The organism is Acinetobacter sp. ANC_7553 (assembly GCF_056779895.1).
Window position 1 is genome coordinate 158448 of record NZ_JBWYIV010000003.1, and the last position, 26420, is coordinate 184867.

27 protein-coding genes and 1 tRNA gene are annotated in these 26420 nt (G+C 38.8%); 13 read left to right on the top strand and 15 right to left on the bottom strand.

Annotation, left to right across the window (positions count from 1 at the left end; translation table 11 throughout):
* Positions 1–39: 39 nt before the first annotated feature.
* The 3 genes from AC1M9I_RS03875 to AC1M9I_RS03885 form a co-directional block, all read right to left on the bottom strand.
* The gene (locus AC1M9I_RS03875) at positions 40–1263 is read right to left on the bottom strand and encodes an alpha/beta hydrolase family protein (RefSeq protein WP_481594153.1); all 1224 of its coding nucleotides are present in this window, start codon (positions 1261–1263) and stop codon (positions 40–42) included.
* Positions 1264–1370: 107 nt separating this feature from the next.
* Positions 1371–2249, bottom strand: a complete 879-nt coding sequence (gene ubiA, locus AC1M9I_RS03880) for a 4-hydroxybenzoate octaprenyltransferase (protein WP_481610723.1) — start codon at positions 2247–2249, stop codon at positions 1371–1373.
* 10 nt (positions 2250–2259) lie between these two features.
* The gene (locus AC1M9I_RS03885) at positions 2260–2751 is read right to left on the bottom strand and encodes a chorismate--pyruvate lyase family protein (RefSeq protein ID WP_481610724.1); all 492 of its coding nucleotides are present in this window, start codon (positions 2749–2751) and stop codon (positions 2260–2262) included.
* Positions 2752–3132: 381 nt separating this feature from the next.
* Here AC1M9I_RS03885 and AC1M9I_RS03890 point away from each other — a divergent pair, with 381 nt between their 5' ends.
* A complete protein-coding gene (locus AC1M9I_RS03890) occupies positions 3133–3315 on the top strand; it encodes a hypothetical protein (RefSeq protein ID WP_481610735.1) in 183 nt (60 codons plus the stop codon).
* Complete coding sequence (locus AC1M9I_RS03895; protein WP_481610725.1) at positions 3260–3754, top strand: polysaccharide deacetylase family protein; 495 nt, start codon at positions 3260–3262, stop codon at positions 3752–3754. The genes AC1M9I_RS03890 and AC1M9I_RS03895 overlap by 56 nt, the downstream gene beginning before the upstream one ends.
* A gap of 102 nt (positions 3755–3856) precedes the next feature.
* Here AC1M9I_RS03895 and AC1M9I_RS03900 read toward each other — a convergent pair whose 3' ends face one another.
* Entirely contained in the window at positions 3857–4135 is a 279-nt protein-coding gene (locus tag AC1M9I_RS03900) for a hypothetical protein (protein WP_481610726.1), read from the bottom strand.
* 96 nt (positions 4136–4231) lie between these two features.
* Positions 4232–5647 (bottom strand): type I glutamate--ammonia ligase, encoded by a 1416-nt coding sequence (gene glnA / locus AC1M9I_RS03905; protein ID WP_481610727.1) that lies wholly within the window; start codon positions 5645–5647, stop codon positions 4232–4234.
* 951 nt (positions 5648–6598) lie between these two features.
* On the opposite strand from glnA, the gene AC1M9I_RS03910 reads away from it, so the two are divergent.
* The 6 genes from AC1M9I_RS03910 to AC1M9I_RS03935 all read left to right on the top strand — a co-directional run bounded on the left by AC1M9I_RS03910 (position 6599) and on the right by AC1M9I_RS03935 (position 11107).
* Positions 6599–7183, top strand: a complete 585-nt coding sequence (locus AC1M9I_RS03910; RefSeq protein ID WP_092765952.1) for an anthranilate synthase component II — start codon at positions 6599–6601, stop codon at positions 7181–7183.
* Positions 7184–7192: 9 nt separating this feature from the next.
* The gene (gene trpD, locus AC1M9I_RS03915; protein ID WP_481594150.1) at positions 7193–8239 is read left to right on the top strand and encodes an anthranilate phosphoribosyltransferase; all 1047 of its coding nucleotides are present in this window, start codon (positions 7193–7195) and stop codon (positions 8237–8239) included.
* A gap of 18 nt (positions 8240–8257) precedes the next feature.
* Positions 8258–9064, top strand: a complete 807-nt coding sequence (gene trpC / locus AC1M9I_RS03920; RefSeq protein WP_481610728.1) for an indole-3-glycerol phosphate synthase TrpC — start codon at positions 8258–8260, stop codon at positions 9062–9064.
* Positions 9065–9348: 284 nt separating this feature from the next.
* Positions 9349–10032: a Smr/MutS family protein gene (locus tag AC1M9I_RS03925; RefSeq protein WP_092765950.1), complete on the top strand. Its 684-nt coding sequence runs from the start codon at positions 9349–9351 to the stop codon at positions 10030–10032.
* A 94-nt stretch (positions 10033–10126) separates the two neighbouring features.
* A complete protein-coding gene (gene folE, locus AC1M9I_RS03930) occupies positions 10127–10675 on the top strand; it encodes a GTP cyclohydrolase I FolE (protein ID WP_171076769.1) in 549 nt (182 codons plus the stop codon).
* A 72-nt stretch (positions 10676–10747) separates the two neighbouring features.
* Positions 10748–11107: a cupin domain-containing protein gene (locus AC1M9I_RS03935; protein WP_092765949.1), complete on the top strand. Its 360-nt coding sequence runs from the start codon at positions 10748–10750 to the stop codon at positions 11105–11107.
* Between the two features lie 45 nt (positions 11108–11152).
* Here AC1M9I_RS03935 and AC1M9I_RS03940 read toward each other — a convergent pair whose 3' ends face one another.
* From AC1M9I_RS03940 to hemE, 4 genes are all read right to left on the bottom strand, one after another.
* The gene (locus tag AC1M9I_RS03940; RefSeq protein WP_481610729.1) at positions 11153–13030 is read right to left on the bottom strand and encodes an Lnb N-terminal periplasmic domain-containing protein; all 1878 of its coding nucleotides are present in this window, start codon (positions 13028–13030) and stop codon (positions 11153–11155) included.
* Between the two features lie 59 nt (positions 13031–13089).
* Entirely contained in the window at positions 13090–13560 is a 471-nt protein-coding gene (locus tag AC1M9I_RS03945; protein WP_035266978.1) for a DUF3015 family protein, read from the bottom strand.
* Positions 13561–13710: 150 nt separating this feature from the next.
* On the bottom strand, positions 13711–14511 hold the full coding sequence (locus AC1M9I_RS03950) for a DUF817 family protein (protein ID WP_481594148.1): 801 nt from the start codon (positions 14509–14511) through the stop codon (positions 13711–13713).
* 17 nt (positions 14512–14528) lie between these two features.
* Complete coding sequence (gene hemE / locus AC1M9I_RS03955) at positions 14529–15602, bottom strand: uroporphyrinogen decarboxylase (protein WP_092765946.1); 1074 nt, start codon at positions 15600–15602, stop codon at positions 14529–14531.
* Positions 15603–15807: 205 nt separating this feature from the next.
* Here hemE and AC1M9I_RS03960 point away from each other — a divergent pair, with 205 nt between their 5' ends.
* Both AC1M9I_RS03960 and AC1M9I_RS03965 read left to right on the top strand, forming a co-directional pair.
* Positions 15808–17037, top strand: coding sequence for a L,D-transpeptidase family protein (locus AC1M9I_RS03960; RefSeq protein WP_092765945.1), 1230 nt, complete (start codon positions 15808–15810; stop codon positions 17035–17037).
* Between the two features lie 148 nt (positions 17038–17185).
* Entirely contained in the window at positions 17186–17884 is a 699-nt protein-coding gene (locus AC1M9I_RS03965; protein ID WP_481594147.1) for a pirin family protein, read from the top strand.
* Between the two features lie 141 nt (positions 17885–18025).
* Here AC1M9I_RS03965 and AC1M9I_RS03970 read toward each other — a convergent pair.
* Together AC1M9I_RS03970 and greB are read right to left on the bottom strand one after the other, a co-directional pair.
* Positions 18026–18115 (bottom strand) — tRNA-Ser (locus AC1M9I_RS03970).
* Positions 18116–18205: 90 nt separating this feature from the next.
* The gene (gene greB, locus AC1M9I_RS03975; protein ID WP_481589685.1) at positions 18206–18700 is read right to left on the bottom strand and encodes a transcription elongation factor GreB; all 495 of its coding nucleotides are present in this window, start codon (positions 18698–18700) and stop codon (positions 18206–18208) included.
* A 366-nt stretch (positions 18701–19066) separates the two neighbouring features.
* On the opposite strand from greB, the gene AC1M9I_RS03980 reads away from it, so the two are divergent.
* The gene (locus tag AC1M9I_RS03980; protein ID WP_035266964.1) at positions 19067–20182 is read left to right on the top strand and encodes a transglycosylase SLT domain-containing protein; all 1116 of its coding nucleotides are present in this window, start codon (positions 19067–19069) and stop codon (positions 20180–20182) included.
* 47 nt (positions 20183–20229) lie between these two features.
* On the opposite strand, the gene AC1M9I_RS03985 is transcribed toward AC1M9I_RS03980, so the two are convergent.
* Together AC1M9I_RS03985 and ttcA are read right to left on the bottom strand one after the other, a co-directional pair.
* The gene (locus AC1M9I_RS03985; RefSeq protein WP_092765941.1) at positions 20230–20613 is read right to left on the bottom strand and encodes an SCP2 sterol-binding domain-containing protein; all 384 of its coding nucleotides are present in this window, start codon (positions 20611–20613) and stop codon (positions 20230–20232) included.
* Positions 20614–20953: 340 nt separating this feature from the next.
* Positions 20954–21877 (bottom strand): tRNA 2-thiocytidine(32) synthetase TtcA, encoded by a 924-nt coding sequence (ttcA, locus tag AC1M9I_RS03990; RefSeq protein ID WP_035266955.1) that lies wholly within the window; start codon positions 21875–21877, stop codon positions 20954–20956.
* Between the two features lie 515 nt (positions 21878–22392).
* Here ttcA and AC1M9I_RS03995 point away from each other — a divergent pair.
* Together AC1M9I_RS03995 and htpX are read left to right on the top strand one after the other, a co-directional pair.
* Entirely contained in the window at positions 22393–23250 is an 858-nt protein-coding gene (locus tag AC1M9I_RS03995) for a lytic transglycosylase domain-containing protein (protein WP_481610736.1), read from the top strand.
* A 123-nt stretch (positions 23251–23373) separates the two neighbouring features.
* Positions 23374–24279, top strand: coding sequence for a protease HtpX (htpX, locus tag AC1M9I_RS04000; RefSeq protein ID WP_035266954.1), 906 nt, complete (start codon positions 23374–23376; stop codon positions 24277–24279).
* A 60-nt stretch (positions 24280–24339) separates the two neighbouring features.
* Here the strand turns inward: htpX and AC1M9I_RS04005 are convergent, their stop codons facing one another.
* Together AC1M9I_RS04005 and mgtE are read right to left on the bottom strand one after the other, a co-directional pair.
* On the bottom strand, positions 24340–24915 hold the full coding sequence (locus tag AC1M9I_RS04005; RefSeq protein WP_035266953.1) for a DUF4112 domain-containing protein: 576 nt from the start codon (positions 24913–24915) through the stop codon (positions 24340–24342).
* Positions 24916–24955: 40 nt separating this feature from the next.
* Positions 24956–26293 carry a magnesium transporter gene (gene mgtE / locus AC1M9I_RS04010; RefSeq protein WP_481593205.1) on the bottom strand — a complete coding sequence of 446 codons (1338 nt, stop codon included), beginning with the start codon at positions 26291–26293 and terminating at the stop codon, positions 24956–24958.
* Between the last annotated feature and the right edge of the window lie 127 nt (positions 26294–26420).

The following is a 26420-nucleotide window of genomic DNA, read 5'->3' on the forward strand; positions in this document are numbered from 1 at the left end:
GTCAACCAGGATGCAACACCCTAGCTGACATAGTCACGTTTAGCGCACCGGTAAATACGATTTAATAAAATCAATAACCTCTTCATTTTTCTCAACAATCGCTTGTGTATGCGATGCTCCTGCCACAATATCTAATACAACTGGAGGTTGAGTCCCCAAGCCATTTAACTGATTTACTAATTGTTGTGTTACTTGATATGGCACAGCGGTGTCATTTTCACCTTGAACCACATAAACTGGTTTCATGAGTTTTTGAGTTCCAGGCTGATTATTACTTAAAAAACTACTCACCACTGGATCATTTTCAAAGCCAACCTTTAACCCAGGATAGTCCATTACTTTTTGTGTTGAATTTGATTCCAAATAAGTCTTAATATCTGTTCTAAACTCATCAATTAATGGCATCAAGCATATGCCATTTTCACCAGTCGACCCCTCAGCTTTCTCTGCCACAGCTTGAGACCTAGCTTGGAATATCGTTGCTAATGAAAATCTAGGTTCATATGCTTTAATCCCTACACCTGTATAAGCAGCATAAGCTAATAGCTCTGAATAAATAGCGATTGCCAAATCTCTATTTTGACTTTCTATCGCTGAAATGGCATTTGGTGCGACTTGGGTAATAATGTAACCCAAACTGGATGCTGGAGCAGTCGCTACAGCCCCTTTGAAATACGGATCATTATTGGCATATTGTGCAATTCCTAATGATGCATGACCACCTTGGGATTGGCCGACAGACATCCAAGATTTATTTAATCGTGATGGATATGCTTGGTGAACTGACTTTATTGCATGAATCGCAGATTGTGCAGCACTAGATAGATGAAGATAAGGATGAATCCCTTTAACTCCCAAACCTTCATAATCAGGGGCTACAATTACATAACCTTCTTTAAGAAGACTGTTCGCTAAAATTTCAAAATTCGAATTAAGTAAATTATTGCTTGGTGCACATTCGTCTCCAACACCAGTTGTTCCATGTGCCCATACCACCACTGGCCATCCTGCTGCTGGCTGAGCAGTCTTAGGAAACATGACCATAGCTGTAGCCTCAGTTTTCTGACCCAGAACATTCGGCATTAAATAAGTCATAATTTGGATTTTGGAAGCTTGCTCTAGACTATCTTTTTGATAAGCTTTCTCAGCAACAAACACTTTTTCTTGAAAAATATTTTTATCATCATCACTATTACAAGCCGTTAAGAGTAATGCTGCCGTACAGTACATTGCGATAACTGTTTTTTTAATCACATACTTCATCATTCTCTCCCTTCATTATTATCACTCTCCATGAGTACTTTTAATTAAACATAAAAAAAGCATCCGACTAGGATGCTTAATAACTTTATTTTTACTTAATATTCAGTTTATATGAATGCAATAAAAATACCCATAAAGATCATCACCCCTACCCATCGGTTATGTCTAAATGCCCAGAAGCACCATTGCGGATCTTTATCACGTGTTTTGGTCCATTGATAGATGAAATCACCTACCACGAGCACTAATGCGATTAATCCAAAAGGGACAAGTATATGTTCAAGCCATAGTGCAGCACCAATTAAAATGACACTCATCGCCTGCAATAAACTGATAATTTTAATATCATTTTTTCCAAACAAAATAGCCGTCGACTTAACCCCAATCTTTAAATCATATTCGCGATCCGTAATTGCATATTGAGTATCATAAGCCACAGTCCAAGCCAAATTACCGAAATAAAGTAGCCAACACGTCCAATCCAAAGGCTTGCCCATTGCCGTAAATGACATCGGTATTCCCCATGAGAATGCCATCCCCAGTACCACTTGAGGTAAATGCGTATAGCGCTTCATAAATGGATAGATGAAAGCAAGTACCAGCCCAATTAAAGCACAATAAAAAGTTTCAATAGGCAGGAAAAACAATGTACAAGCACTTGCAGCAACCAGTACGATAAACACCCAAACTGCTTCTTTTGCCGAAATCACACCTGTGGCTAATGGACGATTTTTGGTTCTTTCTACGTGCGCATCCACTTTACGATCAGCAAAATCATTAATGGCACATCCCGCTGCACGCATAAATATAGTGCCACATACGATGGCAAGCAGTGTCACTAAATCAGGTATTCCACCAGCTGCAATCCACAGCGCCCATAAAGTGGGCCACAGGACTAACTCAGTACCAATTGGCTTATCGAAACGACATAAATAGTAATAAGCGCTTAAACGCTCGCGCCAGGTGATTGCTTGTGCGGTTGCCATAAAGTCTAGCTCAATGAGTTTTTATAAAACGTTCAAATGCTGGTAAAAATGTTTCTTGGACAATAAATTTACAGCCATGCCAAGTATAACAGCTCTGTCTAGTCCATCCATCCTCAAGTAAGATCACGCGACGTTGGCATTGCGGTTCTGTGCGATGGAACAGGAATCGACCTATGGGCTGATTTCCAATATGTTGAAAAAGACGTGCTTTTTTTTGAAGGCTGGTAATTGGAAAAATAGATTTCGCTTTTACCCAAGGTTCGCAATCAGAACCAAATAAATGAGTCTCTCTAACCCATGAAGTATGCTGATGTGATACACCCATCCAGCTAGCATCATTAAAGTTTAAACGTTGAAATCGCTCTTGGATTCGTTGAACTTTAAATATTCCATCAGCCAAATCTGTCAGTTGTTGGGTAAGTGAGCCTGAGGCGTACAACCATTTTTTTAACTCAGGACACATTAATTTTTCCTGATGATTAAATTGACGGCTTTCAAGCATATTTCAGACTACCATTATTTTATACACTCAAGTGTACCCAAGCTTTAGAACTAATGCACCAAACCTATGGCCTAGTTTAAGGCATCGCACTCACACATTTCATACTGCACTTCCCAAAAAATGCTATAAATATTCATTCATAAACAACTTCAGTCAACATGCTTAAATTTAGCTTGTACTTATTTATATCACTGTTATTTCTTTCCCAAGCTCATGCTCGTCAATTAGCACTGAGTTTTGATGATGGATTAAATCCAACTATTGATCCTACTGCTCCACACATTAATCAACAAATACTAGCGCATTTAAAAAAACAAAAATATTCAATCTATCATTTTCCCAAGTTACATCAAAATCGGTGACAATGCGGGTAAAGACTTAATACGTCAATGGGATAAACACGGACACATTGTTGGCAATCACAGTGCTTTTCACGAAAATTTAAATAAACCTGAAGTTTTGGCGAAAGACTACATCAAAAGCATTAAAATTAATGAATTGGTTTTTTATGATTTACAAAACTTTAGGAAAATTTTTAGATATCCCTATCTCAAAGATAGGTAATAATATTGCGAAAAGAGATCAAGTCCAAAACTGGTTAAAACAAAATCATTACCAGCATGGTGGTGTCAGTATTGATGCAAGTGACTGGTTTTATAATCAAAAATATCTAGCGTATCTAAAAGCAGGAAAAACGTCACACATTAAAAGATTGAAGCGTGCTTATATTGATCATCTTCTTGATCGAGCTGAATATTATGATTCACTCGCATTGCAAACCCTTCAACGCTCTCCTCAGCATGTATTGTTACTCCACACGAATGCGATTAATGGACAGTTTCTAGGCGAGATTATTTTAGCCTTAGAAAGCAAAGGGTGGACAATAATCAATGCAACAGATGCTTATGTTGATCCGCTATATCAGAATTTCAGCCCTAATATCCCCGCTGGGGAGAGTGTTATATGGTCTATCGCCAAAAGCCAAGATATTGAAAGTTTATGATATCCTGCTGAGGATGCACCTTATGAGCGTGAAAACTCACTCAAATATGACTTGGATGATCACAAGGAATAAATCTTATTTTTTAGGCGCAGACTCACACATTCAAGCATTGTCTGATTTTGCAATCACTTCAAATTTACCTTGTGCTGTTTTTACTAAAATAAAACCTTCGGCACTGATATAAAATTCATTTGGATAATCAAATTGTAAAGCCAAATCAGGATTTCTTAGTTCAAGAAATTGTGCCTGTTTATAGCCTTCGACGGTTCTGCCAACTTCCAAATAGGTCACTTCAGAAAAATTGAGCTTAAATCCTTTTTCGTGATCACTTGGATCATTCCAAGGAAAAAATCCCGTGTGCTTCTTACGTGGCTTTGCCATGAAATATTTCTCATATTAGACTATATTTATTTTAACTCAAAACACAAAAAAACCCGCGCAATGCGCGGGTTTTTTACAGCGAAATTCGTGAACGAATTAGAGGCTGTAGTACATATCAAATTCAACTGGGTGAGTTGTCGTATTAAGACGACGAACTTCTTCAGTTTTAAGCTCAATGTAAGCATCAAGCATTTCTTTAGTGAATACGCCACCTTTAAGAAGGTAATCGTGATCCGCTTGAAGAGCTTCTAAAGCCATGTCCAAGCTGTGTGCAACTGTAGGAATTTTTGCTTCTTCTTCAGGAGGTAGATCATACAAGTTCTTGTCTGAAGCTTCACCTGGATGAATCTTGTTTTGAATACCGTCGATACCCGCCATTAACAATGCAGCGAAACCTAAGTACGGGTTCATCATTGGATCTGGGAAACGTGCTTCAATACGTTTACCTTTCGGGCTAGAAACGTATGGAATACGGATAGAAGCCGAACGGTTACGCGCTGAGTAAGCAAGCATAATTGGCGCTTCATAATGTGGCACTAAACGCTTATACGAGTTTGTAGAAGGGTTAGTAATCGCATTCAATGAGCGTGCGTGCTTGATGATACCGCCAATGAAATACAATGCCATTTCTGAAAGGCCTGCATATTCATCACCAGCAAACAAGTTCTTGCCGTCTTTAGAAATTGACATATGAACGTGCATACCAGAACCGTTATCACCAACCATTGGTTTAGGCATAAACGTTGCAGTTTTAGCATATTGATGAGCAACGTTCCAAACAGCATATTTAAACTGTTGTACTTCGTCAGCTTTACGAACCATTGTGTTGAAGCTCACACCAATTTCTAATTGGCAAGATGCAACTTCGTGGTGATGTACTTCTACACGACCTGACCCCATGATGTCTTCAATTTTCGCACACATTTCTGCACGCATATCGTGGTGAGAATCAACTGGAGGCACTGGGAAGTAACCACCTTTAACGCGTGGACGGTGGCCTGAGTTACCTGATTCGTAAGAATTACCTGTAGACCAAGCAGCTTCTTCAGCGATTAATGTATGGCGAGCACCAGACATATCGATGTCCCATTTAACTTCGTCAAATACGAAGAATTCTGGTTCTGGACCAAAGAAAGCAGTATCACCAATACCAGTAGATTTTAAATATTCTTCTGCACGGCGAGCAATTGAACGTGGGTCACGGTCATAACCTTGACCAGTAGATGGCTCAATAACATCACAAGTCACCACTACAGTTGGCTCTGCAAAAAACGGGTCGATAAAACCTGTTTCAGCATCTGGACGTAAGATCATGTCAGACGCTTCGATACCTTTCCAACCAGCAATTGAAGAACCGTCGAACATTTTACCATCTTCAAAAGTATCTTCATCGATAGTATCTGCTGGGTAAGTAACATGTTGTTCTTTACCCTTAGTGTCCGTAAAACGGAAGTCTACCCATTTTGCGCCACTTTCTTGGATGAGTTGTAGGACCTTGTTCGCCATGCTCATTTTGCTCCGATGATTTTTTGTTGCACATTTAGTGCGTGTTAGTAGTTGGTAGTTTTAAAGCAATTACCGTACCAACTTTTAAAAGCAAAGCTAAAATCTTGAAATCCTTATCAGATTAACAGCTTTATTCACTTTGCTTTGCGACTATTATACTGTGCTTAAAACTAAATGCACCATATTCAGGCACAGTTCATCGCAATAAAAAATATTTATTTACAACCTGTATCAAAATGGTGCATCTCAGAGCATGAACGTTTAATTATTAAACTTAAAGTCAAGTTTATTCAGGGATTTAATTACCTAATTTACCAAACGATATATTTTATAAATTTTTATAAATTAGAAAAATGGATCAAATTTTCAGACACATGCGTTTAACACATTGTTTTATATATCATTAAATAAAAATTTTTAATATTTTATTTTTATTTGAAAGACAAATAATCCAACTCAATCATAACTTTATTAATACACATCGAGCCATGATGAATCTAAATTTTGTGCATCATATTAGTTCAGTAAAATTAAATATCTTCGCTAAATGATGTAAAAGTGAACGACTGCGAGACTAAATCTTATAAATTATAAATTTACTGACTGCATTTTGTTTGTTTGTTTTTAAAACAAATCTTATTCATCAAACACAATGATTAAAAAACTTATGAATAACACGTATGAGCTTTTAGATTCAGATCAATATTTCATTTATTAGCGCTCTTCACCTAGAACCATTCATTCACACATTAATTTGATTTAAGTGATCAATATTGCTGATGTATTGAACCCCAAAATTTAACCTGCGCTGATAAAAGAATCTGCTATGATAACTGCCACTTAATCGCTTTGAGTTACTAGACAAGGATGCAGTCAACACTCTGTGATGCATCTTATCAACCTGAATAACAAAGCTAAATTAAGTTAAATTATAAATTTCAAGAGGTTAAGCTTAAAATGCTTCTGATGATCGACAACTATGACTCTTTTACCTACAACATCGTCCAATATTTTGGCGAGTTAAATCAGGAAGTAAAAGTGGTCCGTAATGATGCCGTGACTTTGGAGGATATTGAGCGATGGCAACCAAAATATCTCGTCATTGGACCTGGTCCCTGCTCTCCCTCTGAGGCAGGTATTTCAATCCCAGCGATTCAACACTTTTCAGGCAAGATTCCACTGCTTGGGGTGTGCTTAGGTCACCAAAGTATCGGGCAAGCATTTGGTGGAGATATTGTTCGTGCAAAAAAAGTCATGCACGGGCGTTTATCTGACATGTACCACTCTGATCAAGGGATCTTTAGCAATCTACCCTCTCCATTCTCAGCGACTCGCTATCATTCTTTAGTCATTGATCAAGCGACTTTGCCTGAATGTTTAGAGGTGACGTGTTGGACCAATGAAGAAGATGGTTCTATGGAAGAAATTATGGGTGTGAAACATAAAACCCTTCCCGTTGAAGGTGTTCAGTTCCATCCAGAATCGATACTCAGCCAACATGGCCACAAAATTTTCCAAAACTTCTTAGAAATTTATGCGTAAGAGCAAGACATGAATATTCAACAAGCATTAAACAACATTACGAAAAATATTGGATTAACACAGCCTCAAATGGAAGCTGTTATGCGCACCATTATGGATGGTGAAGCGACTGATGCACAAATCGGTGCATTAATGATGGGGTTGCGTTTAAAAGGCGAAAGTATTGACGAAATTACTGCTGCTGCACGTGTGATGCGTGAATATGCGATCAAGATTGATGTCAGTGATCTTCCATACTTAGTCGATATTGTTGGCACGGGTGGTGATGGACAAAACCTGTTTAATGTATCAACTGCATCAAGTTTTGTGATTGCAGCGGCAGGTGCAACGATTGCCAAACACGGTGGCCGAGGTGTGTCATCAAAATCAGGCTCGTCAGATCTATTAGAGCAAGCTGGTATTAATCTCGACCTAAATATGGCACAGACTGAACGCTGTATCCGCGATTTGGGTGTGGGTTTTCTCTTTGCTCCAAACCATCATAAAGCAATGAAGTATGCAGCAGGTCCTCGTAAAGAATTGGGCTTCAGAAGCATTTTCAACTTACTTGGCCCGCTTACGAATCCGGCTGGTGTAAAGCGCTTTGTAATTGGCGTGTTCTCAACAGAATTATGTCGACCTATTGCTGAAGTTCTTAAGCAACTTGGTGCTGAGCACGTCATGGTTGTTCACTCTAAAGATGGGCTAGATGAAATCAGTCTTGCTTCATCCACCTATGTTGCTGAGTTAAAAAATGGTGAAATTACTGAATGGGAAATCCTCCCTGAGGATGTAGAGATTGAGTCTCAAACATTGACGCATTTATCTGTTGATAGCTCTGCTGAAAGTTTGGCACTGATCAAAGATGCACTAGGTAAGAAAAAATCACCGAAAGGTGAAAAAGCGGCCAGTATGATTGCATTAAATGCTGGTGCTGGTATTTATGTCTCAGGTTTAACTTCGAGTTATAAACAAGGTGTGGCATTAGCACATGACATCATTTATGGTGGTCAGGCACTTGAAAAGATGGATGTGCTTTCTGAATTCACAAAAACAATAAAACATTATGAAGCTTAATTAAGTCAGGACATTCTTATGTTAGATATCGCGAATACTATTCTTGGCAAAATTGTTGACCGTAAACAAGAAGAGTTTGCTGCACGATTAAAACAACGTAGTTATAAGGACGTCGAAGAACTCGCTCAAGCCGCTAGCCCTGTTCGCGGTTTTGCTCAAGCACTACAGCACAAACGTCCTGCTGTCATTGCTGAAATCAAAAAAGCATCTCCATCTAAAGGCATTATTCGAGAAAACTTCAATCCTGCTGAAATAGTTGAACAGTATCAATCAGCAGGTGCGGCATGTTTATCAGTACTTACAGATATTGATTTCTTCCAAGGTGCCGATGAGAACATTCATATTGCTCGTTCTCACTGTGATTTGCCTGCACTAAGAAAAGATTTCTTAATCGATCCTTATGGTGTGATTGAAGCTCGCGCATTGCATGCAGACTGTATCCTTCTCATTGTTGCATGTCTTTCAGATCAACAACTTGAGGAAATGTCGAAAACTGCATTTGAACATCATTTAGATGTACTGGTTGAAGTGCATGATGAATATGAACTAGAACGTGCTCTCAAATTATCAGATCGTTGTTTATTAGGCGTTAATAATCGTAATTTAAAAACTTTCGATGTTGATTTGAACACATCAATTCGTCTAAAAAAACAACTTGCACCATCTCGTTTATTAGTGACGGAAAGCGGCATTGCAACCTCAGCGGATGTCACCATGATGCAAGAAAATGACATTCACACTTTCCTTGTGGGTGAAAGTTTTATGAAACAGCCTCGTCCTGATCATGCCTTTACCGCATTGTTTGGCGAACCTCAGAATATTTGACTCTAATATTCTGCGGTAAATTGTTCGACTAAAAATAATTCAATCTCATAAGAATGGATTTCCGAATCCATTCTTGCCTCCATTAATGCCAACAACAATATCTAGAACAAATTCAAAATAAATTAGATTAATAATCAATCTCTTTTTTTTGCTTTATCCCTTAAGTTATCTCCAATTCATCCAACACCTTAAAATCAACTTAAATACTTCTCACTACAAAGTTGAGGGATTTTCGGATTATAATCTCATTCATTCCTCTTCCACTTTAAAGTCACAAGCACGTTATGAGTAAACATGATTCTTCTTTATCAAAAGATCAATTTAATTTACTGAAACAGTTTAAGAAACAAATCAGTAATCCTGCTCCTCGTGTTGAAGCTCCTAAACCTATTGAAAAGACGGTTGAACAAGAGCATGAGGAAGATTTAGAACTCTTTCGTCAGCAGATGCAAGGCGTTCAAAAAATTGATCATGGCAATATTGCAAAAATTGAGAAACCAGTAAAAAAGAAATTGGATGCTCAAACCTTAGCAAAACGTGCTGCTGCTGAAGGTCCAATGCATACTGATGAAACAGTGATGTCTGATACTCAAGCCATGCTCAATCCAGTTGGCAGTCAGGCTAGTCTGAGTTATCGAATTGCGACCTTACAACATAAAGTATTTGAAGATCTGAAAGCTGGAAATTTACGTTGGTTTGAAGCAGTTGATTTGCATGGCTGTACCGTAGAAGAAGCACGTTCAGCTGTATTGCAAATTATTCAGATGGCGAAAGAGCAAAATCAAAACGTCATTAAAATTGTTCATGGTAAAGGCCCTGAAGCTGTTTTAAAAACCTATGTTAATAGTTGGCTCAGACAACATCGTGATGTTTTAGCTTTTGTCAGTGCGCCTGAAAAACAAGGTGGCACTGGCGCGGTCTTAGTTCTGCTTAAACGTGCAGAAAAGAATCCAAAATTTACTCAATAATCGGAATTTTTTCTGAATATACGGCATTGTAATCGTTTTCTGATACAATGCCGTCCTTGTTCAACATCTGTGTAAGTGAACACGTCTTATGTCTATGCAGCAATCCTACGCCAACATTTTAACTGCCGTTGGCGAAGATCTTACTCGTCCTGGTCTTAAAGATACACCAATGCGTGCTGCTAAAGCTTTTTCGTATTTGACGTCAGGTTATAGCCAAACGCTTGAAGAAGTGACCAACAATGCGGTCTTCCCTTCAGACAACCGTGAAATGGTTTTGGTCAAGAACATCGAATTCTATTCGCTTTGTGAACATCATTTACTGCCATTCTATGGACGTGTGCATATTGCCTACTTACCAGAAGGTCAAGTTTTAGGTTTATCTAAATTTGCACGTATTACTGAAATGTTTGCCCGTCGTCTACAGATTCAAGAAAATCTAACTCAACAGATTGCTGAAGCTGTGGCTCAAGTGACTGGTGCTAGAGGCGTAGCTGTTGTCATTGATTCAGCACATATGTGTATGATGATGCGTGGTGTAGGCAAACAAGAGTCAACCACTCGTACAGTATCATTTGTTGGTGACTTTAAAACTAACAAAGATGAACGTCGCGAGTTTCTGAGCGCTGTTCCAGAAAGTTATTAATTCATAAAACCTCAACCTTGTTGAGGTTTTTTTTAGACCGTATTCCAAGGCTCAATTTCTTAAGGTGAATATATGACATCTCTTCATGTTGCAGGTCAAGGTCAACAACACGCAGAAAAGTCAGTCGACTTCCCGCGTCCTGATCGTCTCGTCCAAGGCAATCCCGAACGTCACACTTACAGTCTTTATGAACACGAGCATATGGAATGTGGGATTTGGGAATGTGAAGTTGGTGCTTGGAATATTCAATTTGCCGACAATAAACAAGAATTCTTTCAAATTATAGAAGGAAAAGTTCGCATCCACACTCAAAGTAAAAATCACTTTATCGAAGTTTCGGCAGGTCAAGCAGGTGTAATACCACCAGGATTCATTGGAACATTCGAAGTCGTTGAGAAAGTGAAAAAGTACTATGTGAATGTAATCGTTTAAAAACAAGCTTCACCTTTCAACACAGTACTTCCTAGTACTGTGTATTTACCAATAGCGTGTAAATCCTAAACTGGTTTGATGCCAATCATGCTGTTCTTGTAATTGATAATTCCAGTGAATAGAGATAGCACTTTGCGAGTTAAGTGCATACTGAACTGAGGATCGTAGTCCGAGCTGCCAAGCCTGCTGATCTTCCCAAAAAGGGATTTCAATTTGCACTAAGCTATTCACTCGATCTGACCATAAACTTTGGCAACCTACAGTTGGCCCTAGCCCCAATCTCCAGCCCTTTTCTAAAATTTTTCCAGCTTGAATATGATTCTGCATCTGCGCATAACACAGGTGTTCACGATCTGCATCTGCCCAACTATATCCAAACTGTGTTGATAGATTCAAAACACCATGTTGCTCGGTATCACTGAAATTTCCAGAATCATCAATTGAGATTTGCTTCCAACCGAATCCAAATCCCCAGCTCAACGGCGTCTTAAAAGGCGTAATTGGATTATAAGAATTCACTTCTAAAAGATCCAAATCAGCCAACTTGAGTTGATCATTCCGAAGCTCAAGACTTCCCTCAAGAAATTTCAACTGTGTTCCAAGTCGGTATCCCCCCTGAGGATCAGATAAATCATGATAAGCTTGTCGATGGTTGATTTGCACAAACGTATCGTCCTGCACTTGTCCAAATTCAATCGATGTTTTTCGAGCATGATGCCCATCAACAGGGTCAATTCGTGGTCTTGCCACTTCAGTACGTTGTTTTTCAACAGGGAGTTGGCTTCTTAAACTCAAAATTTGTCGTATTTTAGGTTGCGCAATACTCGCTTCGATTTTTTGAGAAATAAGCTGTAGATACAAATGATCATATGCCATCTCAAGAATACGCGCCTGATCCTTGGCCGTAAATTGAGCTAAAAATTCACGCATTTGTGCTGGTTGCACCAGCGTTAATTGATGTGCCGAATGTGCTAAGTCATTACCATGTTGTTTGGCTTGATGAAGTAACTGCGTTTCAAGTGCTGGGCGATAAACAGTATCTTTAATGAGGCCTTGCTGCTGCACCGCTTTGATGGTTTCGACTGGAATTGCAGTATGACTAAACTGTACTTGTAGATTGGCATCGGGTTTTACCAAATCAATGAGTCCCAATAAGCGGTAGGCACAATTATCACTTATAAAATAATAGGGAAATTGGACATGCTTTAACTCCCAGATATGTTGTACTAAACGTGTTGTTTCTTCTGGGTTTAATGCTAATTCGTATTCCCACAAATCACGGCTTTCGAAATCACCATACTCTTTTACTTTTCGATAGTAGGGCATTAACGAGTATTCACCTGGATATTGACCCGTTAAACCTTTCCAAGCAAAAGAAAAACTATCACTATTTTCGACCGTCGCGGCGTAGTTGACTGCATAAGAAATAAGATTAAGCTCTTTTTGATCTTTAGGATCAAGACGTAGCAAGGTATGACCAAACATCGAACTTGGATTTCCCATGAAATCTGTCGCATAAATCAACGTTGCTTGATACGGTTTGATCTGTCCAATCCATTCCTCTAGAGCAGGACAATCTGCTTTAGGAAGCTCTTCCTGTTTTATTTTCAGTTGTTCTATTAACCATGCAGAGCGAGCTGGGAAACGACATAAAATGGATTGATCTTGTCCTCGATCTATAAATAATTCACGAATATTTGCATTCAGCTCCTCTTCTAAATTATCTGCACCATTTGCACTAAAAAAAAATCCTGAATAGCTGACTTCACTCTTCGCTTGATGTGCATACATTAATCTTTGCCAAGTTTTATTTTTATCAAGCTGATGGTGTTGTGCTTGAGCAATATATTGTTCAACTGGAGAAGTATATGCATGTGTCAGAAAGCTACTGACAATCAAGGCAGAAAAAAAAGCAAATTTCATAAAATGAACTTAATAATGATGAAACAAAAAAACCCTGCCATAAGACAGGGTTTTCGCAATTAAACGTAAGCTTTTAATACTTCGTCTTGAGACATAACAGTTTGAAGAGATGCAAGGACTTGGAATGCATCTTGATTGTCCGCTGAATAAATTTCAGAGAAATTTTCTTTTGATACTGCAAAGAAACGTGCTTTATCTTCAGATTTAATATTCAGAAGCTCTGCAAGGACGTTAAGACTTTCCCCCTCACCTACCGCCATATCACGTGCAAGAGCTTCGGCATTTTCATTTGTAAATGTTACTGCTTGTGCTGTTACTGTACCTGTACCACTACAGCCTAACGTCCCGAAAGTAATACCGAATAATTGGTTAGCAAATAAACCGTTGGTCGTACCTGCTAAGATTTTTGCAACTTTACCAGACTGACCTGCCCAAACTTGTGAACCGATACCACAACCCACATCACGGTCAGCAAATGCAGCTGTTGATCCTACTGCCAATACCGCAGCTAAAGCTAATTTTTTATACATAACATCACTCCAAACTTGATGTGCTCAAGTGTTCTTTATTGTTCCAATTTTGTTCTTTTACGAACTTCTTTAACATAGCGATATCAAGCCAAGAACGCAAAACAAATCTTACCAATGCCATCAAGTATCGAGTTTTTTTGATGAATTAACTTATTCGCCCTTCAATCGCCACAAACCCTGTGAATTCCGTTCACCTAAGATTTTTAAAACCAATACTAAACTCAGCATTAATAGGAGATACCAAGAACCAAGTTTCCCCCATCCCACCATATGCCACTGTTCCACTTGCGTTGGATACAACCAAATTTGATAAAAAGTACTGATATTTTCAGCAATCCAAATAATAAATGCCAGCAACAATAGTACAGGAAGCATTGGCAAGGTCATTTCATGATATTTAAGCTTGAACGTTATTTTAGTTTTCCAAAATATCAACACGCTCCATGCAAACAGTAAATATCGTATATCTGGGATAAAGAACTTCGTCATAAAGTTTAAATAGGACAAGATCGCTAAACTCAGCATATTAAAAAAAATAGGTAAGTTCTCAATTTCTACACGATAAAACCTGAGTGAACGAGCAAAAAAACTGCCCACGGCAGAATACATAAATCCCGCAAAAAGTGGCACGGTCATAATCTTAAATACCGCAGGTTGCGGATATTGCCATGATGCAATCTGTGGATGTGTCAGGAAAATCTCCATGACCATTGCCACCATATGAAAAATTGCAATAACTTTGGCTTCAGCCCAAGACTCTAACTTTAAAAGCAGTAAACAGACCTGAATAACCACTGCATAAATCAAGAGGTAGTCGTATCGGTACAATCCATAATATTCTTGATACCCCATCGAAGCCGTCAAAGCAAAGGCAAGCAGTAATAAAATACCAAATAAGGCAGCGGATGCTGCCTTATAATGAAACTCAAACAATGATTTTAAAAAGCTCACACATTCATCCTAAATGTTTAGCCTAAATATTTTGCGCTGTACTCATGTACCGTATCAATGAAAACTTTAGGATTCGCAGGATCTACCCATTGGGTGATACCGTGTCCAAGGTTTGCAACATAACCCGTTTTTTCACCAGCAGCATATGCATCATCGAGCATTAGTTTTACTGACTTTTCGATACTCGCAGGAGAGCCATATAATGTTGCAGGGTCTAAATTACCTTGTAGGGCAGCGCGACCAGCAACAGTTTGACGTGCAACATTTAAAGGGGTTGTCCAATCCAGTCCAAACGCATCTGCGCCAGTTGCGATCATAGGTTCTAACCATTGACCACCACCTTTGGTAAATAAAATTACTGGTACTTTGCGGCCTTCATTTTCACGCTTTAAACCCTTCACGATTTTGTGCATATAATTGAGTGAAAATTCTTGATATTCTCGATGTGCAAGTGCACCACCCCAACTGTCAAAAATTTGAATCGCCTGCGCACCTGCCTCAATCTGTGCGTTCAAATAATCTATGACTGAATCAGCCAAATGATCTAACAAGGCATGTAAAACTTCAGGTTGTGCATACATCATTTGCTTGGTGTAACGGAAATCTTTACTCGACCCACCCTCGATCATATAAGTCGCGAGTGTCCATGGACTCCCAGAAAACCCGATTAGCGGTACCTGGCCACCTAATGCTGATCGGATTGTCGACACTGCATTCATGACATAGTCTAAGTCCGATTTAGCATCAATTTTTGGTAATTGGGCTACATCCTGCTCAGTACGGACTGTTTTCTTAAATTTTGGTCCTTCCCCAGCTTCAAAATAAAGTCCTAAGCCCAAAGCATCAGGAACAGTCAAAATATCTGAAAATAAAATGGCTGCATCTAAGTCATAGCGACGAAGCGGCTGTAAAGTCACTTCACAAGCAAAGTCATTATTTTTGCATAAAGAAAGAAAATCTCCCGCAGTTGCGCGTGTCGCACGATATTCAGGTAAATATCGACCAGCCTGACGCATCATCCAAACTGGCGTGCAGTCCACAGGTTCACGTAATAAGGCACGCAGAAAACGATCATTTTTTAAGGTCGTCATTTACTTTCTCGATGCAAAATTGAAATTCCATTCATCATACCAAAAAGCTGCACTTTAAAGTATTTAGTTAGAATGAAAATAAAGATTGAGACTATCGGAATTTATTTGATTTAAACAAAACAAATACTGCATATCCGTGTTTTTTCTGCAATACTTTATCCGTGTTTTTATAAATCAATATGAATAATTCTTAAGGTTGAATTACATGTTCGTTCGCTCAATTCTTGCTTTGAGTTTAAGTTGTATTATGTCTGGAACTGCATTGGCTGCTTCTGGTACTGCTGAACAACCGCTTTCTCCAATTACAAAAACGAGTTTAGATACTATTCAAGATCCAATTGATCCTCTCGCGGTAGAATCTAGCTCTGAAGCCCAAATTAGCCAGCAAGAGCAAAATGATCTAAATCAAGCTGCAGATACGCTTCAAAACCTAGAAAGAACTGAGGATAGCACTGCGGACATTGGCAGTGCACCTGCATCTTCAGCAGTGACAAATTCAGCTCCATCTACATCAGCACCTGCTACAGCAAATTCATGGACGCTAGACAGTCTGAATAATGCTGAATGGTATGAAAATATTGGCAAAGGTCAATTCCCTGTATATGCCCGTGCACATGTAATGTTAAATAATTCACATGCTTCACCAGGTGCTATTGACGGTACAAGTGGAAAAAATACACTTAAAGCAATTGCTTCATTCCAGCAAATGAATGGTTTAAAGGCTACAGGTGTTTTGACGAAAGAAACTTGGGATGCTCTAGTTGCACGCCAAGCTGGTAAACCTGCTTATGTTGAATATACGATTACCGAAGCAGACCTAAAAGGTCCTTATGCAGCCTCAATTCCTCATGACTATGCTTTACAAGCGAAAATGAAAGGTCTGTATTACACTCGTGTAAGTGAAATGCTGGCTGAAAAATTCCATATGGATGAAGAGTTTCTCAAGAAACTAAATCCTAAAGCGACATTTAAGAAAGCGGGTGAAAAGCTTATTGTGACCAACATTCGCAATGAACTTCCAGAAAATATTCATTTAATCGTGGCTCATAAAGGCGCTAAACAACTTTATTTGTTTAACCAACAAAACCAAATGGTTGGCTCATTCCCAGCAACCATCGGTAGTGCTGACACTCCTTCTCCGACTGGAACATACAAAATTACTGGTGTAGCGAAAAACCCTTGGTATAGCTATTCACCAAGTAACTTTGTACAAGGTAAAAATTTGAAGCCACTTTCATTACCACCTGGTCCTAATGGTCCTGTAGGTAATATCTGGATCGGTTTAAGCAAAAAATCGTTCGGTATTCACGGTACACCTAATCCATCAAGCATTTCAAAGACAGCTTCACACGGTTGTATCCGCTTAACCAACTGGGATGCGAATGATCTGGGTAACAAAGTTCGTTCTGGCGTTACAGTAAAATTCTTAGAATAATCTAATTTTAAAAAGCCTGCTTCAAGCAGGCTTTTTTATCCTTTTTATGTTTCAAAATTAGAACGATACGTTGTCCTAACCTACTATCTTATTCATTTTAAACTATTAAAATAACATCATCTTTAAGAATAATGAAAGGAGCATCATCATGAATGCTTATTTACATCGCAGTGAATCACGTGGTCATGTAAAAATGGGTTGGTTAGAATCCAAACACAGCTTCTCATTTGGGAACTGGTATGACCCTAACCACATGGGCATCAGTGCTCTCCGTGTCATTAATGATGATCTCATTGCTGGTCATCAAGGTTTCGGTACACATCCACACGACAATATGGAAATTCTCACCTGTGTATTACAGGGAGCGATTACACATAAAGATAGTATGGGTAACCACGGTGATATCAAAGCTGGTGAATGGCAACTGATGAGTGCAGGTACAGGCATTCAACACAGTGAAATAAACCAAGGTGATGAAACAGTTCATTTACTGCAAATCTGGATTATTCCAAATCAGCGCGATGCAGAGCCGAATTACCAACAAATTCAACTCGATCCTGCTGAACAACCAAACCAATGGCATCTGATTTGTGGACCGACAGAACAAGCACCCATGCATATTCGCCAAAATGCGGAGGTTAAAACAGCTGTTTTGGAGAAAGGTCATTCACTTGAAGTTGTTGCAACACAACATGTCAGCTATCTACATGTGATTAGTGGTTCAATTCAAGTCGCTGAACACATTGTGAATGCTGGAGATGCTATTGCATTTATTGATCCAGCGCAGATTAAAGCATCGGAAGATGCTCGTGTGATTTGGTTCGATCTTCCAGAAAAAGTGGCTTAAACGCTGTAGAAAAACCACCTTAGGGTGGTTTTTTTATAATATGCTCAAAAAATTAAATAAAACAGTAAATATCTGTCTTAGTATCGCACCAACATGAAGAAAATAAAAAAGCCACTAATAATTAGTGGCTTTTTAAAAATTTGGCGGAAGCGGTGAGATTCGAACTCACGGAGGACTCACACCCTCGTCGGTTTTCAAGACCGGTGCATTAAACCGCTCTGCCACGCTTCCAATGGCGGCTATCATATAAATATTTTTTAAAATTGGCAAACACTTTTCTAAGAAATTTTGCTCGCCTGCCTATTTTTAAATCAAAAAGCACTATTTTGCTGAATTTTCGAGCTTTTCATAGCGAATTGAATTAATAAACCATGTTTTTTTCCCCAAGGGGGTATGTACTTCAAATTCATCATCTACTTCCTTACCTAACATTGCACGTGCCATAGGTGAATCTATTGAAATATGTTGAGGATGATGATCATAAATTTCATCTACACCGACAATCCGAATCGTCTTTAATTGTCCTTCCTCGTTCTCGATGTCTACCCAAGCGCCAAAATATACTTTGCCCTCTTGTTCAGGAGAAAAATCAATAATTCGCAACTCTTCAAGTCGTTTACCGAGGTAACGAACACGACGGTCTATTTTTCGTAAAATTTGTTTATTGTATTGATAATCTGCGTTTTCAGAACGATCACCTAAACTGGCAGCCCAATTCACTTTTTTGGTGATTTCAGGTCGTTCCTCATGCCATAAATACTGTAGTTCTGCGACCAATTTGTCATGCCCACTTCGGGTAATTAAATTCGATTTCATAGGCGATAAAATGAGTATTTTGCTTACGTTATAGCGACACATTGCAACATTTTATACCGCATTTCTACATGGAAAAATTTTATAAAGTTTTTTCTTTTTATTTATCAATATCTTAAAACCATGTTTTTTATTTTTTTTTGTACAAAATTTGACATGAGTAAAATTGACCATTAATATGCGCCCATGTTTTATCTTGATTACTTTTTGTACGAAGATCTTTTCTTCAATATTTTATCCACCCACACATGTCATTTTGAATGACGTTCATGACGCCCACCCTAATTGAATTTATCAACTTTAAATAAAAGTTTAAGGCGGTACTGCTTTTGCTTTTTTTGGGCATAAATTACTTGTAGCGGAGACAACATGCGCAGTAGTTCAAACACTGGATCGAGGCTTTGCCTTAATTCACTAACTTCTTCTCTCTCGTTTAAAGCGATGGTCCTCGCTACAGCATTTATCCCATTTCATGCATTAAATGCAACAAAGACCGACAACCAATACAACTCCATTGTAAATTCGAACAAGCTTACAGTGGTGGCCGTGTCAAATCCCACCGTGGTTTTTAAAGACGGTAACTTCAAACATGGCTTTGGCTATGACTTGGTGAGCAGTTACGCTCAAAACTTAAATGTAAAACTCGATTTTAAAACGGTTCAAAGTAATGAAGCCGCTTTGAAAATGGTGCAGCAAGGTAAAGCTCATTTCGCGGTGACCACAGCATCGATCATGACCATTGAGCAAAAGAATCTTTCAGGTTTTTCCGCATCATGTGGTGACCTTGAAAGCTTACGCAAAAATGGGCTTAATCCAGAAATCAATTGGGTTTTTAAAAATGCTGCTGATCCTTTAACAGATACTGCCAGCGGTTTTGTTTGTCAAAGCAAGCAAAATGGTGCTATCCGTCAAATGGCATCTTTCTACAACCGCAACGTGGTTAAACAAGATGATTGGGATACTATTCAGCGCAATCTGAAAACACGTATGCCAATTTATAAAGCTAGCTTTAAAAAGTCAGCCCAAACATACGACTTAGATTGGCACTTCCTCGCTGCGATAGGTTATCAAGAGTCTTTCTTAAAACCGAATTCTGTGTCTCCCACAGGTGTGCGTGGCATCATGATGCTCACCAACAACACAGCAAAAGCAATGGGTGTGTCGAATCGTGTTGATCCTGCTCAAAGTATTGCAGGTGGTGCGAAGTATTTTGATCTGATGATGTCGAAATATGATTATATTCCTAAACATGATCGTTATTGGTATGCCCTCGTGGCTTACAATATGGGGCCAGGTGCCACAGATGCGATTATGAAGCGCCTAAAAGCCCAAGGAAAAAATCCGAATGATTGGATACAGGTATATGATTTTCTTTACCGTAATCAATCGCACAATACACGTTATAAGCAAGCGATCCAATACGTCACTCGTATTCGTGCTTATTTAGAACATATTAAAACGACACCAAGTTTGGTGAGTATTTAACAAAAAAAAGCTTACCTAAAGGTAAGCTTTTTTTTGTTTAAAAAGTCTTAAGTCGTTTGCTCTAAAACTTTTTTGAACAAATCTTTTTGTTCTTGGCTTGGCTTCGCTGTTTGTAAAGCCATCAATTGAGACATATCGCCTTGAACTTTGATTTTACCAGTCATAAATGCTTGCATAGCAGCAGCCATGTCAAACTCTAAGAATACTTTGCGTAAAGTATCCGCATCTAAGTTTAAAGTTGTTTTAGCATTCGCAGAAGCGCCTTTTTGGATCTTACCGCTATCAAGCGCTAATTCAGTCGTTCCTTCGCTACCTGTTACTACAAGATTCAATGCTAGATTTGCTAATGATGGTGGTAAGTTCAAATCACCAGCTTCAGCTGTAAGTTTCTCAACGTTTGCAAACCAATCATCAGTTAAAAATGCAGGCATGTTCTTTCCTCGATGTATTTATTCAATTTATTGCGTTACCTATCCAAGATAACAACATGTAGAAGCTTTACGCTTGAGAGAGTTATAGCATGATATTTTCCAAATGCGATACGTTTTTTTGTACTCTGCGTTCGATTTTTTTTGTAAATAAAACTAATCGTCTAAATATCATCAAAGCTTTATTTTTTCACAAGTTTGTCAATGATTTTTTGTATCGGTACTACGACCTAAAGTGACAAAAAACATCATTTTGTAAATCGACTCAACGCCTTCATTAAATTGTAAAAATCTAAGAAATAAAAAAAAGCACTTCGAAAAGTGCTTTTTAAATTAAGACGAATTACTCAGCAGCAAAACCGAGATTGACCATGCTAATACGCTTATTTGGTGTGTCCCCTTCGGCTGTTGAGCAAGTCACATCAAAATCAACTTCACGTTGTCCATCTAAGGCTTCAAAATCGAAAAGATCTCGGTCGGCCAATTGCGATGGCGAGACATTCTGTAACGCGCCAAAAATGCTGTGTAAACGTTTTGGATGAGCTTTATCCCATTCACGCAACATATCATTGATGATTGCACGCTGTAAGTTTTCCTGCGAACCACACAAGTTACATGGAATAATTGGGAATTTGCGCATTTCAGCGTATTTGATGATGTCTTTCTCTTCAACATACGCCAAAGGACGAATCAAAATATTCTTTTTATCCGATGAAAGTAGTTTTGGTGGCATCGCCTTTAAACTACCGCCATGGAATAGGTTCAAGAAGAACGTTGCCATAATATCATCACGATGATGACCTAAAGCAACTTTGGTCGCGCCAATTTCTTGAGCAAAACCATATAAAGAACCACGGCGCAAGCGTGAGCACACTGCACAATAGGTTTTACCTTCAGGTGTAAGCTTTTTGGTAATGCTATATGTATCTTTTTCTAAGATGTAGTACGGAATGTTATTTTCTTCTAAATAACGGGGTAATACATCCTCAGGGAACCCTGGTTGTTTCTGATCAAGATTCACAGCCACAACATCAAAATTGATTGGTGCTATGCGTTTAAACTGCAGGAGAATGTCCAGCATGGTATAGCTATCTTTACCACCTGAAATACATACCATGACCTTATCGCCATCCTCAATCATTTTGTAGTCACGGATTGCATGACCTACTTGACGACGAAGTTTTTTTAATAAACGATAATATGCAGAACTTGTAGGTGGCTCTGGCTTAAAATTAAATCCTTGGTTGGATTCAACTGGCGAGTACATAGACGACATTAACCATAAAAAAAAATACTGCGCAATTTTAGCCGATTCAGTGCTTAATCGCATCTAAAGAATCTGTTTTTTACATCTAATTTTTATTTTTTCATAACACTGTCTTATTCACACATCTAAAATGGACGCTTGGGTTCATTTTTTAGTCGAATTGCTTATCTTTTGGACTTTTCCACAGTTTTCCACAAAACCTGTGGATAAAATTGTGGACTTTTTAGGGGTTGACAAAGTTTTGGCAAGATAAGATGGTGCTTTCCCTTAGATTGATCATTTTTTAACCACTATTCTATATCCTTAAAATTCAATGACTTATATGTGTCAAGCAGTTGTTTATAAATAAAAATAAATAATTTTTTTGGATATTAAGCCAACAATTAAGACTTGATTTTTTTACAACGAATTGTTAAAAAACATTACATAGTTGAGAGACATCTCCATTGCAGAAAATCACCCACATATCATTTAGGGACAAAAATAGTGTTCGAATGATGAAAACTACAAATAAAATAAAAGTCATAGCGTTATTTGGGTGTGTGAATTTTCTAATATTCTCGCCACAGGCTTCTGCAGGTCAAACAATCTATCAGCTGAAAGATTCAAACGGCACTACCGTACTGACCAACCGCAAAAACAAATACAACCATCTTAAAGTTGAAAAGAAAACCTACTATCCAGATAGCAATATTCATAGTTACAGCAATTGGGGAAGCAACGAAGCATCTGTTCTCCCAAGCCATAGTAAAAATCGAAATGCCTTTGATGGCTATATTCGCCAAGCAGCTCAACGACACGGCATTTCTGAAGGACTCATTAAAGCGGTGATGCACACAGAGTCTGGTTTTAATATACATGCACGTTCCCCTGTTGGTGCTCAGGGTCTTATGCAATTGATGCCTGCGACTGCACAACGATTTAATGTCAATAATGCATATGATCCTGAACAAAATATTTTCGCTGGTGCAAAATATTTGGCTTGGTTATTGAAACGCTTTAATGGCAATACGCAATTGGCATTAGCGGGTTATAATGCTGGCGAAGGAAATGTTGCTAAATATGGTGGAATTCCGCCCTTTCGCGAAACTCAAGACTATGTCAGACGTGTACTCAGTCGTTACAATAATTTATACGCCAATGGTGTAGGCTCAAATCCAACCAATAGTTATTCAGCATCGGTATCTTCTAAGTTAAGTTCACCGAGCTATAACAATCAGAATTTATCAGCTCAAGTGACTGCACCAGCTAAACCAAAGTCACCTCCTCGCCAAATTATTGTGGCCGCTGATGGCAGTTTTACTGACGCACCAGCTGGTTCATATTCTACAAATAATGCCACAGCATCAGCGAAAATCTATATTTCGAATTAATATCAATTTTTTCGTTATATTTTTTATTTTTTTCTTGAAATTTTCCCTATTCGAAAGCATATTTGACGTAGGTTTTTTAATTCAAAAAGCTTATTAAATTTTATTTATAAGAGGATTTTCTCGATGATGCGGATTGGTTTGTTTTTGCTGACCAACCTCGCGGTACTGGTGGTAGCTGGCATAATCTTGTCACTCTTCGGTGTCGGTAGTTACCATGGCGCGGGTGGCTTGAATCTTGGCAATTTACTTGTGATCTGTTTTGTCTTTGGTATGGTGGGTTCTTTAATCTCCCTATTCATGTCAAAGTGGATTGCAAAGAAAACCACAGGTACAGAGTTAATTGATCCCAATGCTCCACGCAACCAAGCGGAAGCATGGTTACTCAATGAAGTGGCACAACTTTCTCAACGTGCTGGTATTAAAATGCCAGAAGTTGGTATTTTCCCATCTTATCAATCAAATGCTTTCGCAACTGGTTGGAACAAAAACGATGCTTTAGTCGCTGTTTCAACAGGCTTATTGGAACGCATGAATAAAGATGAATTACGTGCAGTGTTGGCGCATGAAATTGGTCACGTTGCAAATGGTGACATGGTCACCCTTGCTTTAGTGCAAGGTGTAGTCAACGCGTTTGTGATGTTCTTCGCGCGTATCGTCGGCGACTTTGTAGATCGCAACGTATTTGGTCGAGAAGAAGGTGAAGCACCGGGCTGGAGCTATTTCCTCATTACAATCGTGTTAGATATCGTATTCGGTATTCTTGCTTCGGCAATTGTCATGTGGTTCTCTCGCTATCGTGAATATCGTGCTGATGAGGCTGGCGCGCGTTTAGCAGGTAAACAAGCCATGATCAGTGCATTACTTCGCTTGCAAGCAGAAACTGAAATGCCAGATCAAATGCCTAAAGAAATGAAAGCGTTCTCAATTTCATCAGGTCGTGAAGAAGGATTCAGCCTTGCTGCACTCTTCCAAACACACCCAACAATTGAGCAACGTGTAGCAGCATTACAACAACTTGATTGTCCTTAATCGGCATCTAAAAAAAGCCTCCATACGGAGGCTTTTTTAATGGACTCAATCTATAAGACTTTAAATAGATTGAAACCATTGCCATAAGAACGTGACACCAAACCATAAGGCAACACCAAAAATAATTAAAAACAGAAGACCCAGTAAATCAGGAATATGAATCCAAATCCATGCCACGACAGGATTTCGCCAGAAGGCAGAGTTCTGCTGTTTACGCTCTAAGTTTTCATGTAAAAATGGGTGTACCACATGATGGTCTGAATGAATCTGATACTCTTCACGAATATGGTCATGAACCACATCTAAAGCCTTGCGACTCGGTCGAATAAACACATCAAAGAGTGTACCTGCAACAGGGATTAAACCTACTACACCATCCATCACAGCAAGTTTAAGCACGCCATTCAATTTAGATTGGGGCACACCGATTTTTCGAGCTTGTAATACTGCATAACATGTAAGTACAAATCCAGCTACGTCACCCGCCACAGGAATCGTACTCAATGCTGCATCAGCCCCTACCCCTTGTTTAGTGAATGGAATTCTTACGACGGAATCCATCATGTTTGCGAACTTGGCAAGATCGCGTTCCATTTTGATGACTTCAGCTTGGGTTAATTTATTTTTATTTGTCATTTAAGCAACATCCTGCAAAGATACTCCATCAGTCATAGCCTTAGAATAAGAGTTGTGAAGCAATAAATAAATAGACCAATACACCAGTTGCATCACATATTGAAGTGACCAAGGGTGCAGATGCGCTTGCGGGATCGAGTCCTAGTTTATTGAGTACAAATGGTAAACTCATCCCGATCAGACAGCCCATCATGACAATACCCATCATACTGATCGCAAGCACTAAAGCGACCATCATATCTCCACGGATATAGCCAAGAATTGAAACAGCTGCAGCCATCGTTGTACCCAAACATAGAGCAACCATCGCTTCACGACCAAGCAACACAAACCAATCCTTGGCTTTTACATCGCCAGTTGCGATTGCTCGAACCATCAAGGTTGCAGATTGGGAGCCTGCGTTACCACCACTCCCAACCAATAGCGGTAAAAAGAAAACCAAAACAATATGCGCAGCAATGATGTCTTCATAATGGGCGATCCCAATACTCGAAAGTAGGCTGCCAAAGACCAGAAACACTAGCCAAAAAACACGTTGTCTAAATAACAATAATATTGGTGCTGAACGAATACTGATATTTTCTTTAAGCTCTACCGCCCCACTTTTCAAAAAGTCCTCGGTAAATTCTTCTTGGAATACATCCATAGCATCATCATAAGTGACGATACCGAGTAGATGATCATCATGATCTAAAATGGGTAAGGCGATAAAATCATAGTGGCTTAATTTTTTTGCCACTGATTCCTGATCCTCATCTACCCGTCCGTAAATGACCTCAGTGGTCATGACTTCTTGGACTGTTTTATCCAAAGGTGCTTGCACAATTTCTCGAAGAGAAATTACACCCTCAAGTTTCTGAAATTGATTGGTAATATAGATCAGATATAAGGTTTCAGTATCTTTGGCGGAATGACGCAAAATCTCTAAAGCTTGTTGCATTGAGATGTCTGATGGCAAAGTGACATAATCAGATGTCATGATCGCACCAGCCGTTTCCTCAGCATACAGTGCCAAAGATTGAACTTGCTGCTTTGTTTCTCGATCTAAATTCGCAAAAACAAATGTTTTTATTTGATCCGGTAAAGCTTTGTACAAATCAGTTCGAGCATCTGAATGCATTGAACGAATTAACTGGACTGTACTTTTACCGTCCATTTTTTTAACCAACTGTACTTGATGATTGAGTGGCAAAAACTCAAATACATATGCTGCGTTTTCTAAATGGTGGATAAGTTGTATTTGTTGATCAATTTCTAATTGCTGTAAATACAAAGCCAAATCTGCAGGATTAATCGTATCCGCAATATGATCAATCTGAGCGACATCAGAATTGATCAATGCTTGTTGTAATGCTTCAATTTTATGATCTTGTTTAATTTGATCCATAATCGCTTCATTTATTATCGTTTAGAATTACGCAAGGCATGCTAACACTAATTGAAAATGTTAGTGCGTATTGATCTTGTCAAAAACTGATATTTAAAAATGGATTAAATCAACCGCA

Bases quoted from the DNA above. Each gene is read 5' to 3' on its own strand.
- trpD (WP_481594150.1), top strand. From the start codon at position 7,193: ATGAATATTCAACAAGCATTAAACAACATTACGAAAAATATTGGATTA.
- AC1M9I_RS03900 (WP_481610726.1), bottom strand. From the start codon at position 4,135: ATGGCAAAGCCACGTAAGAAGCACACGGGATTTTTTCCTTGGAATGAT.
- AC1M9I_RS03910 (WP_092765952.1), top strand. From the start codon at position 6,599: ATGCTTCTGATGATCGACAACTATGACTCTTTTACCTACAACATCGTC.
- ttcA (WP_035266955.1), bottom strand. From the start codon at position 21,877: ATGTACTCGCCAGTTGAATCCAACCAAGGATTTAATTTTAAGCCAGAG.
- trpC (WP_481610728.1), top strand. From the start codon at position 8,258: ATGTTAGATATCGCGAATACTATTCTTGGCAAAATTGTTGACCGTAAA.
- htpX (WP_035266954.1), top strand. From the start codon at position 23,374: ATGATGCGGATTGGTTTGTTTTTGCTGACCAACCTCGCGGTACTGGTG.
- folE (WP_171076769.1), top strand. From the start codon at position 10,127: ATGCAGCAATCCTACGCCAACATTTTAACTGCCGTTGGCGAAGATCTT.
- glnA (WP_481610727.1), bottom strand. From the start codon at position 5,647: ATGAGCATGGCGAACAAGGTCCTACAACTCATCCAAGAAAGTGGCGCA.
- AC1M9I_RS03965 (WP_481594147.1), top strand. From the start codon at position 17,186: ATGAATGCTTATTTACATCGCAGTGAATCACGTGGTCATGTAAAAATG.
- AC1M9I_RS04005 (WP_035266953.1), bottom strand. From the start codon at position 24,915: ATGACAAATAAAAATAAATTAACCCAAGCTGAAGTCATCAAAATGGAA.
- AC1M9I_RS03935 (WP_092765949.1), top strand. From the start codon at position 10,748: ATGACATCTCTTCATGTTGCAGGTCAAGGTCAACAACACGCAGAAAAG.
- AC1M9I_RS03960 (WP_092765945.1), top strand. From the start codon at position 15,808: ATGTTCGTTCGCTCAATTCTTGCTTTGAGTTTAAGTTGTATTATGTCT.
- AC1M9I_RS03925 (WP_092765950.1), top strand. From the start codon at position 9,349: ATGAGTAAACATGATTCTTCTTTATCAAAAGATCAATTTAATTTACTG.
- AC1M9I_RS03875 (WP_481594153.1), bottom strand. From the start codon at position 1,263: ATGAAGTATGTGATTAAAAAAACAGTTATCGCAATGTACTGTACGGCA.
- ubiA (WP_481610723.1), bottom strand. From the start codon at position 2,249: ATGGCAACCGCACAAGCAATCACCTGGCGCGAGCGTTTAAGCGCTTAT.
- AC1M9I_RS03940 (WP_481610729.1), bottom strand. From the start codon at position 13,030: ATGAAATTTGCTTTTTTTTCTGCCTTGATTGTCAGTAGCTTTCTGACA.
- AC1M9I_RS03980 (WP_035266964.1), top strand. From the start codon at position 19,067: ATGCGCAGTAGTTCAAACACTGGATCGAGGCTTTGCCTTAATTCACTA.
- hemE (WP_092765946.1), bottom strand. From the start codon at position 15,602: ATGACGACCTTAAAAAATGATCGTTTTCTGCGTGCCTTATTACGTGAA.
- greB (WP_481589685.1), bottom strand. From the start codon at position 18,700: ATGAAATCGAATTTAATTACCCGAAGTGGGCATGACAAATTGGTCGCA.
- AC1M9I_RS03945 (WP_035266978.1), bottom strand. From the start codon at position 13,560: ATGTATAAAAAATTAGCTTTAGCTGCGGTATTGGCAGTAGGATCAACA.
- AC1M9I_RS03895 (WP_481610725.1), top strand. From the start codon at position 3,260: ATGATTTACAAAACTTTAGGAAAATTTTTAGATATCCCTATCTCAAAG.
- AC1M9I_RS03985 (WP_092765941.1), bottom strand. From the start codon at position 20,613: ATGCCTGCATTTTTAACTGATGATTGGTTTGCAAACGTTGAGAAACTT.
- AC1M9I_RS03885 (WP_481610724.1), bottom strand. From the start codon at position 2,751: ATGCTTGAAAGCCGTCAATTTAATCATCAGGAAAAATTAATGTGTCCT.